Origin of the sequence: Streptomyces sp. KLMMK (genome assembly GCF_036961605.1) — a bacterium.
In the GTDB taxonomy this organism is placed as follows: domain Bacteria; phylum Actinomycetota; class Actinomycetes; order Streptomycetales; family Streptomycetaceae; genus Streptomyces; species Streptomyces telluris.
Map to the genome: position 1 here is coordinate 17,293 of NZ_JBAMDC010000055.1, position 9,810 is coordinate 27,102.

Annotated in this window: 1 protein-coding gene and 1 pseudogene; both read left to right on the top strand. The window is 74.0% G+C overall.

Going from position 1 to position 9,810, the window contains the following annotated elements; genetic code table 11:
• Positions 1–6: 6 nt before the first annotated feature.
• Positions 7–5,532: pseudogene (locus tag V7793_RS12515) on the top strand (SDR family NAD(P)-dependent oxidoreductase); the annotation flags it as partial.
• A 34-nt stretch (positions 5,533–5,566) separates the two neighbouring features.
• Positions 5,567–9,810: type I polyketide synthase (locus V7793_RS12525; RefSeq protein ID WP_443057895.1), on the top strand; the 4,244-nt coding region annotated here is incomplete at its 3' end.

Below are 9,810 nucleotides of genomic sequence, written 5' to 3' on the forward strand. Positions count from 1 at the left end.
ACACCGATGATGAACGAAGACAAGCTCCGGGACTACCTCAAGCGGGCCACCACCGACCTGCGCCAGGCCCGGCGGCGCGTGCGCGAGCTGGAGTCCCGCGACCAGGAGCCGATCGCCGTCGTGGGCATGAGCTGCCGGTTCCCCGGCGGCGTCGACTCGCCCGAGGCGCTGTGGCGGCTGCTGGCCGAGGGCGGCGACGCGATCTCGCACTTCCCCGAGGACCGGGGCTGGGACGTCGACGCGCTCTACGATCCCGACCCCGAGCAGCCGGGCAAGGTCTACACCCGGCAGGGCGGATTCCTCCACGACGCGGCGGACTTCGACGCGGACTTCTTCGGGATCTCGCCGCGCGAGGCGCTGGCGATGGACCCGCAGCAGCGGCTGCTGCTGGAGACCGCGTGGGAGGCCTTCGAACACGCGGGCATCGACCCCGCCTCCCTCAAGGGCAGCCGCACCGGCGTCTTCGCCGGCCTGATGTACCACGACTACGGCTTCACGCCCGGCGTCCTCCCCGACGGCGTCGAAGGGCTGATGAGCACCGGCAACTCCGGCAGCGTCGCCTCCGGGCGCATCGCCTACACCTTCGGCTTCGAGGGCCCCGCGGTCACCGTCGACACCGCCTGCTCGTCCTCGCTGGTCGCCCTGCACCTCGCCGTGCAGGCACTGCGCAACGGCGAGTGCTCCATGGCACTCGCCGGCGGCGTCACGGTCATGGCGGGCCCGAGTGCGTTCGTCGAGTTCAGCCGCCAGCGCGGCCTCGCCCCCGACGGCCGCTGCAAGTCCTTCGCGGCCGCCGCGGACGGCGCGTCGTGGTCCGAAGGCGCCGGACTGCTCCTCGTGGAGCGACTGCGGGACGCCCGCCGGCTCGGCCACCAGGTGCTCGCGGTCGTCCGGGGCAGCGCGGTCAACCAGGACGGCGCGTCCAACGGCCTGACCGCCCCCAACGGCCCTTCCCAGCAGCGCGTGATACTCGAAGCGCTGGCGAGCGGCGGGCTGTCCGCCGAGGAGGTCGACGCCGTCGAAGCCCACGGCACGGGCACGAACCTCGGTGACCCGATCGAGGCCCAGGCCCTGCTGGAAACCTACGGACAGAGCCGCGAACGGCCGCTCCTGCTCGGCTCGCTGAAGTCGAACATCGGCCACACGCAGGCCGCGGCGGGTGTCGCCGGCGTGATCAAGATGGTGCTCGCGATGCAGCACGGTGTGCTGCCGCAGACGCTGCACGTGGACCGGCCGACCCCGCAGGTCGACTGGTCGGCCGGCTCGGTCGAGCTGCTCACCGAGGCGGCCGCGTGGCCGGAGACGGACCACCCGCGCCGCGCCGGGATCTCCTCGTTCGGGATCAGCGGCACCAACGCGCACATCGTCCTCGAGCAGGCGACGGAACCGGCGGAGGAGGAAGCGGCCGGCGAGGACGCCGGGGGAGAGACCGCGGCCGAGGAGTCGCTGCGGCCGCGGACCCCGGTGGTGCCGTGGGTGCTCTCCGGAAAGACCGGGGAAGCACTGCGGGAACAGGCGCAACGGCTGCTGTCGTCCCCGGACCTCGCGGCCGCGTCGCCGGCCGACGTCGGGTTCTCGCTCGCGGCCACCCGATCGGCGCTGGAGCACCGCGCCGCGGTGGTCGGCGCCGACGCGGACGAGCTGCGCGAAGGGCTGACCGCACTCGCAGCCGGCGAGCCCGCCGCACATCTGGCGACCGGGCGCGCCGACGCCGGCCGGGGCAAGGCCGGGTTCCTGTTCTCGGGTCAGGGGTCGCAGCGGCTGGGGATGGGGCGTGAGTTGTACGCGGCGTATCCGGTGTTCGCTGCCGCCTACGACGAGGTGTGTGCGCTGCTGGATGCGCCGGTGGACGTCGAGTCGGAGGAGCTGCACCAGACAGGTTCGACGCAGCCTGCGTTGTTCGCGGTCGAGGTGGCGCTGTTCCGGCTGCTGGAGTCCTGGGGGATCCGGCCGGATTACGTGGCCGGTCACTCCGTGGGTGAGATCGCTGCGGCTCATGTGGCCGGTGTGCTGTCGCTCGCCGATGCGGCGAAGCTGGTGTCGGCGCGCGCCGCGCTGATGCAGGCGCTGCCCGCGGGCGGTGCGATGGTTGCCGTTCAGGCGACCGAGGCTGAGGTGCTGCCGCATCTGACCGACGAGGTCGGTATCGCGGCGGTCAACGGCCCGCAGTCCGTGGTGATCTCGGGCGCCGAGGACGCCGCTCTGAAGATCGCCGACGTCTTCGCGCAGCAGGGCCGCAAGACCTCTCGGCTGAAGGTGAGTCATGCCTTCCACTCGCCGCTGATGGACCCGATGCTGGAGGACTTCGCCGCGGTCGTCCGGGGTCTCAGCTTCGGCGAGCCGCGGATCCCGGTGGTCTCCAACCTCACGGGCGGCCTGGCCGAGCCGTACACCCCCGAGTACTGGGTCCGCCACGTCCGCGAAGCGGTCCGCTTCGCCGACGGCGTGCAGACGCTCAGCGACCTGGGCGTGACGACGTTCGTGGAGATCGGCCCCGGCGGCGTCCTGAGCGCCCTTGCCCAGGGCTGCCTCGACGGCGAAGGCGACGACATCGTCACCGTCCCCGTACTCCGCACGGACCGCCCCGAGCCGCAGGCGATCACCCTCGCCCTCGGACAGCTGCACACGCACGGCGTCTCCCCGGACTGGCAGGCGCTCTTCCCCGGCGCCCAGCGCGTCGCCCTGCCCACCTACGCCTTCCAGCGTGAGCGCTTCTGGCTCGAAGGAACGGCCGCGCTCGACGTCTCCTCGGCGGGGCTGGACTCCTCCGGCCACCCTCTGCTCGGCGCGGTGGTGGAGGCCGCCGGGGGACAGGACGTGCTCTTCACCGGCCGGCTGTCCCCGGCCGACACACCCTGGATCGTGGAACGCACGGTGGCCGGCGTGCCGGTGCTGCCGGTCGCCGCGTTCGTAGAGCTCGCACTGTGCGCAGGACGGCAGGCCGGGTTCCCGCATCTGGAGCAGCTGGACGTGGACGCCCCGCTGTTCCCGGCGGAGCAGGGCGCCGTCCGCGTCCAGGTGCAGATCGGCGCGGGCGAGGACACCGGGCGACGGTCGGTGCGGGTCTACAGCCGGTCCGCCGCCGGCGGCGCCGGCGAACCGTGGGTCCGCCACGTTGCCGGAGAACTCACCCGGAGCGCCCCCGCAGCGGAGTTCGACATGGTGATCTGGCCGCCGGCGGGCGCCGAGCCGGTGGACGTCGAGGAGCACCCCTGCCTGCGCGCCGCCTGGCGCGCCGGGGACGAGCTGTACGCCGAGATCGCGCTGCCCCTCGCGGAGCGGGACCGGGCGGACCGCTACGGCCTGCACCCCGTACTGCTGGACGCCGCCCTGGCCATCCTGGCGCCGGCCCGTGCCGGAGACCCCGGCGAGGTGCTCATGCCCTACGCCTGGAGCGGCGCGGCCGTGCACGCCCCGGGAGCCGGTGCCGTGCGCGTACGGATCCGGCCCGCCGGCACCGGTGCCGGCGACGCGGTGGCGATCGAACTGGCCGACGCCGACGGTGCTCCCGTCGCCTCGGTGGCGTCCGTGCGGACGCGGACGATGTCCCCGCAGCAGGTGCTGGCCTCGCGCGTCGCGCACCAGGACTGGATGTTCGAGGTCGACTGGGTCGAGCACACCGCTCCCGATGCGGCTGCTCCCGCTGCCGAGGCCGCGTGGGTGGTCCTCGGCGGCGACGGTCCCTGCGCCGGCCTCGACGCCCTCCGCAAGGCGGTCGACGACGGCGCGGTTCCGCCCGCCCACGTACTCCTGCCCTGCCCCCCGAGCGAGGGCGAAGCCGCCTCGGCGACGCGCGAGTTGCTGGCCGGTGTGCTGTCCGCCGTCCAGGAGTGGGTGGCCGACGAGCGGTTCTCCGATGCGCGGCTCGTGGTGATGACGCGTGGCGCCGTCGACCTGGAGGGAGCGGCACCGGACCCCGCGCACGCCGCGGTGGCCGGCCTGGTGAGGTCGGCGCAGGCCGAGAACCCGGACCGGCTCCTGCTCCTCGACGCGGACGACGCGGACCATGCGGTGACGGCCGGCGGCCCGGACCCCGCACTCGCCGCGGCGCTCGCCGCCCTGGACGAACCGCAGGCCGCAGTGCGCGGCGGCAAGCTGTTCGTACCGCGCCTCGCCCGGACCGCCCCGGCCGAGGAGCCCGCCGGTCACGCGTGGGACCCCGAAGGGACCGTGCTGCTCACCGGCGCGACCGGTGGCCTCGGGCTGTCGCTCGCACGCCACCTCGTCGCCGAACGCGGCGCACGCAGGCTGCTCCTGGTCAGCCGCCGCGGCCCCGCGGCAGAAGGCGTCGGCGAACTCGTCGCCGCCCTCTCCGAGCTGGGCGCGCACGTCGACGTGGCCGCCTGCGACATCGCGGACCGGGACGCCCTCGCCGAGCTGCTGGCCTCGGTCCCGGCCGCACACCCGCTCGTGGCCGTGGTGCACGCGGCCGCCGCCCTGGACGACGGTGTGATCACCGCGCTGACCCCGGAGCGCCTGGACACCGTGCTGCGCCCGAAGGCCGACGGCGCGCTGCACCTGCACGAGCTGACCAAGGACCTGGACCTCTCCGCGTTCGTGCTCTTCTCCTCCCTGGCCGGAGTCCTGGGCAGCGCCGGCGCGGCGAGCTACGCGGCGGCCAACTCCTTCCTGGACGGGCTGGCGCGGCAGCGCCGGGCCGCGGGCCTGCCCGGCACCTCGCTGGCGTGGGGCCTGTGGACGGACAACGGCGGCATGGGCGACCGGATCACCGACGCCGACCGCAACCGGATGGGCCGATCCGGGGTCGTGCCGTTCACCTCCGCGGAAGGCCTGGCACTCTTCGATGCCACCCTCACCGCCGACCGGCCGGTGATCGTGCCGGTCCGGCTGGACCTCCCGGGCCTGCGCGCCATGGCCCGCGCCGGCATGCTGCCCGCGGTCTTCCGCGGCCTCGTGGGCGACACCGGCGGCGCGGCCGAGGAGGACGCGACCGCCGGCCGGACCCCCGCCCTGGCACGCCGCCTGGCCGGAATGCCCGAGGCCGACCAGGAGAAGGTGCTGCTCGACCTGGTGCGCAACCAGGCCGCCGCCGCCCTGGGGCATGCCGACGCGGCCCGGATCGAACCCGGCACGGCCTTCCGCGACATCGGCTTCGACTCCCTGACCGCCGTGGAGCTCCGCAACCGGCTCAAGGCCGCGACCGGGCTCCGGCTCAAGCCCACCCTCGTCTTCGACCACCCCAACCCGGTCGCGATCGCCCGGCTCCTGCACAAGGACCTGGTCCTCGACCTCGCCGCCGGGACGCTGCCGGTGCTCGAGGAGATCGACCGGCTGGAGGCCCAGCTGGCCGCGCTCGCCCCCGAGGACGCGGTACGGGACAAGGTCACCGCCCGGCTCAAGGCGCTGCTCTGGAAGTGGACCGACAGCCACCAGGACGCCACGGCGAACGCCGCCGCCGCTGATGCCGGCCCCGGCACCGACCGCGACTTCGACCTCGACCTCGACCGGATCGACGCCGCCACCGACGACGAGATGTTCGACCTCATCGACCAAGAGCTCGGGTCTCTCTAACTCTTCTCACGCACTGCTACCGAGGACGTAAAACATGTCGAACGACGACAAGCTCAGGGATTACCTCAAGCGCGTGATGGTGGACCTGCGCCACACCCGCAGGCAGCTGGGTGAGCTGGAGGCGAAGGACACCGAGCCCATCGCCATCGTCGGGATGGCCTGCCGCTACCCGGGCGGGGTCGCCTCCCCCGAGGACCTGTGGCACCTGGTCTCCTCGGGCGCCGACGCCGTGACCGGGTTCCCCGCCGACCGCGGCTGGGACCTCGACACGATCCACGACCCCGAGCCCGGGCGCACGGGACGGACGTACGTGCGCGAGGGCGGCTTCCTCCACGATGCCGCCGACTTCGACCCCGCCTTCTTCGGGATCTCCCCCCGCGAGGCCCTGGTCATGGACCCGCAGCAGCGGCTGCTGCTGCAGACCTCGTGGGAGGCCTTCGAACGCGCGGGCATCGACCCCGCCACCGCACGGGGCACCCGGGCCGGAGTGTTCGTCGGCACCAACGGCCAGGACCACGCCTACCTCCAGCGGCCGGGCGACAGCGACATCGAGGCCCACCTCGTCACCGCGAACACCGCGGCCGTGGTCTCCGGCCGCATCTCGTACGCCCTCGGCCTCGAAGGCCCGGCCGTCACCGTCGACACGGCCTGCTCCTCCTCGCTGGTGGCGCTCCACCTGGCCGCCCAGGCCCTGCGCCGCGGCGAGTGCTCGCTCGCCCTGGCCGGCGGTGCGACCGTGATGGCCACGCCGAACACGTTCATCGCCTTCAGCGCGCAGCGCGGCCTGTCGCCCGACGGCCGCTGCCGCGCATTCTCGTCGAACGCCGACGGCACGGGCATGTCCGAAGGCGTCGGCGTGCTCCTGCTGGAGCGGCTGTCCGACGCCCGCCGGCTCGGCCACGACGTGCTCGCCGTCATCCGCGGCAGCGCCGTCAACCAGGACGGCGCGTCCAACGGCCTCACCGCCCCCAACGGCCCGTCGCAGGTGCGCGTCATCCAGCAGGCGCTGGAGAACGCGCGGTTGACCGCCTCCCAGGTCGACGCGGTCGAGGCGCACGGCACGGCCACCACCCTCGGCGACCCGATCGAAGCCGAGGCGCTGCTCGCCACGTACGGCCAGGAGCACCCGGGCGACCGGCCGCTGTGGCTGGGATCCGTCAAGTCCAACCTCGGTCACACGCAAGCGGCTTCCGGCGTCGCCGGCGTGATCAAGATGGTGATGGCCATCCGCAACGGGGTGCTGCCGCAGACGCTCCACGTCGACGAGCCGACCCCCCAGGTCGACTGGTCGGCCGGCGGCGTCCGGCTGCTGACCGAGGCCGTCCAGTGGCCCGAGTCGGACCACCCCCGCCGTGCCGCGGTCTCCTCGTTCGGCGTCAGCGGCACCAACGCCCACACGATCATCGAGCAGGCCCCCGCCCCGGAGGAGGAGCCCGCCGGCGAGACCGCCCAGGCGCCCGCCGCCGGCGCGCTGCCGTGGGTGCTCTCGGCCAGGAGCGACGCGGCGCTGCGGGCCCAGGCCGAGCGCCTGCTCTCCTTCCTGGAGAGCGGCCCCGGCCGGTCGCCCGCCGACATCGGCTTCTCCCTCGCCACGACCCGCGCCGCCTGGGACCGGCGGGCGGCCGTCGTCGGCGAGAGCCTGGAGGAACTCACCGAAGGCGTACGGGCACTGGCGTCGGACAGCCCGTCCGCGGCCGTGATCCGGAGCACGGGCGGCCTCGGGGGCAAGGCCGGGTTCCTGTTCTCGGGTCAGGGGTCGCAGCGGCTGGGGATGGGGCGTGAGCTGTACGCGGCGTACCCGGTGTTCGCTGCCGCCTATGACGAGGTGTGTGCGCTGCTGGATGCGCCGGTGGATGTGGATGCGGAAACGCTTCATCAGACCGGGTGCACCCAGCCTGCCCTCTTTGCTGTCGAGGTGGCGCTGTTCCGGCTCCTCGAATCGTGGGGGATCCGGCCGGATTACGTGGCCGGTCACTCGGTCGGTGAGATCGCTGCGGCTCATGTGGCGGGTGTGCTGTCGCTCGCCGATGCGGCGAAGCTGGTGTCGGCGCGTGCTGCGCTGATGCAGGCGCTGCCTTCCGGTGGCGCGATGGTGGCGGTCCAGGCGACCGAGGAGGAAGTACTCCCGCACCTGACCGAACAGGTGGGCATCGCGGCGATCAACGGGCCTCAGTCCGTCGTGGTCTCCGGTGTCGAGGACGCGGTCACCGCGATCGCCGAGCTCTTCAAGCAGCAAGGCCGTAAGACCTCCCGGCTGAAGGTCAGCCATGCCTTCCACTCGCCTCTCATGGACCCGATGCTGGAGGACTTCGCCGCGGTCGTCCGCGGTCTGACTTTCAGTGAGCCGCGGATTCCGGTGGTGTCCAACCTGACCGGTCGTCTCGCCGAGCCGTACACCCCCGAGTACTGGGTCCGTCACGTCCGCGAGGCGGTCCGCTTCGCCGATGGCATCCGCACCTTGCACGACCTGGGCGTGACCACCTTCGTGGAGATCGGTCCCGGCGGCGTCCTCAGCGGAATGGCGCAGGGCTGCCTGGACGAGGCCGTCACCGTGCCCGTCCTGCGCGCCGACCGCCCCGAGCAGCAGGCCGTCACCGCCGCGCTCGCCGAACTGCACGTCCACGGCGTGTCCCCGGACTGGCAGGCGCTCTTCCCCGGCGCGCGGAAGGCCGACCTGCCCACGTACGCCTTCCAGCAGCAGCGCTACTGGCTGGAGGCCCCCGAGGCCGAGGCGGCCGTCGTGGACGCGGTCGATGCCGAGTTCTGGGCGAGCGTCGAGCGGGAGGACGCCCAGTCGCTCGCCGCCACGCTGGGCCTGAGCGCCGAAGAGCTGGACGTCGTCGTCCCGAAGCTGTCCGCCTGGCGGCGGCAGCGGCGCGAGCAGTCCGTCGTGGACGGCTGGCGCTACCAGCTGACCTGGCAGCCGCTGGACGGCCTGCCCGCCACGGACCTGTCCGGCAGCACCTGGCTGTTCGCCGCGCCCGAGGGCGACCAGTGGGCCGAGACGGTCCGCGCGGCCCTCGCCGGACGCGGCGCGCACCTGATCCCGCTGACGGCCGGCGCGGACGCCGACCGCGAGACCCTGGCCGGCGAGCTGACCCGCGCCGCGGCCGAAGCCCGGTCACTGCAGGCCGGAGCCCTTCAGGGCGTCCTGTCACTGCTCGCGATCGACGAGACCGCCTCGCCCGGGCACGCCGCGGTCTCCCAGGGCCTCGCGCAGACCGTGGCACTGGCTCAGGCGCTCGGTGACGCGGGCATCGACGCGCCGCTGTGGTGCCTCACCCGGGGCGCGGCGGCCACCGGCCGCTCGGACGACGCGCCGCTGAGCGCGGTGCAGCACCAGGTGTGGGGCTTCGGCCGCGCCCTCGCCCTGGAACACACGCGGCGCTGGGGCGGGCTGATCGACCTGCCGACGGCGGTCGACGAGCGCGCCGCCGGCCGTATCGCCGCCGTGCTGAACCAGGGCGCCGGCACTGGGGAGGACCAGGTCGCCGTCCGTGCGTCCGGCGTGTTCACCGCCCGGCTCACCCACGCCCGCAGCGGCACCGGCCGGCCGTGGTCGGCGCGCGGCACGGTGCTGATCACGGGTGGTACGGGTGCGCTGGGCGGGCACGTCGCCCGCTGGCTCGCCGGTGCCGGTGCCGAACACCTCGTGCTCGCCGGCCGTCGCGGCGCCGACGCGCCCGGCGCGGCCGGCCTCAAGGCCGAGCTGGAGGAGATGGGAGCGCGCGTCACCCTTGCCGCGTGCGACGTCGCCGACCGCGACGCGGTGGCGGCGCTGCTCGCCGAGCACACCTTCACCTCCGTGTTCCACGCCGCGGGCGTGGAGCAGTTCGCCCCCTTCGACGAGCTGACTCCGGCCGACTTCGCCCGCACGACGGCGGCGAAGGCCGGCGGCGCCGCTCACCTGGACGAGCTGCTGGGCGACCAGGAACTGGACGCCTTCGTCCTCTTCTCCTCGATCGCCGGCGTGTGGGGAAGTGGTCTGCAGACCGCCTACGCGGCCGCCAACGCCTTCCTCGACGGCCTCGCCGCCCGGCGCAGGGCCGCCGGCCTGACCGCCACCGCGATCGCCTGGGGCCCCTGGGCCGACGGCGGCATGGTCACCGACGCCGACGAGGAGCACCTGCGCCGCCGCGGCGTCGTCACCCTGCCCGCCGCGCTCGCCGTGACCGCGGTCCAGCGCGCCCTCGACTGCGACGACACCGCGGCCGTGGTCGCCGACATCGACTGGGAACGGTTCATCGGACCGTTCACCCTCGGCCGCCCGAGCGCACT